Here is a 527-nt window from a genome sequence, read left to right as displayed (position 1 = left end):
GATAAGAGCACCCAGACCGTCAAGATCACTGAGACTACTGGCGGCAACTTCGAAAAACTCGAAGTGGCAGGCAACGGTGCAACCACTACGATCAATGACACTATCGACAAAGTTGATGTGGTCCTGACCGCCACTACCACCGTCGGCGAAGGCGGCAATATCGTTTACACCGCTAGCCTTGTGGATAAAAACGGCGCGCCGGTGACCAACATCACCAATCCGCTGACCGTAACCTTGGACAACGGCAATACCATCACCATCGGTGTAAATCAGTCGAGTGGCTCTATCACCACCATCGCGCCGGATGATGTTTACAAGGGCGATCAAACTGTCACCACCGCTATCAAAGGCGTGACCGGCGGCGAGCATTTCGAGAACCTGGTGCCTGGTACTACCGCGGTGAACACTACCGTTACGGACACACCGGGTACCGATAACACCACCACAGTGACGCTGACAGCGCCTAACGCTGTTAACGAAGGTGGGCAGATTACGTACACCGCCACGCTCTCCAACAAAGCTGGCAC

1 protein-coding gene is annotated in these 527 nt (G+C 54.8%); it reads left to right on the top strand.

The annotated features are described in order from the left end of the window. The coding region (locus DK871_RS28535) for an immunoglobulin-like domain-containing protein (protein ID WP_161907487.1) at positions 1-527 on the top strand (527 nt) is incomplete at both ends.

Origin of the sequence: Pseudomonas sp. L13, assembly GCF_009935965.1 — a bacterium.
Lineage (GTDB): Bacteria > Pseudomonadota > Gammaproteobacteria > Pseudomonadales > Pseudomonadaceae > Aquipseudomonas > Aquipseudomonas lactis.
The sequence above is the reverse complement of the archived record's forward strand: the minus strand, read 5'-3'. Positions and strand labels throughout refer to the sequence as shown.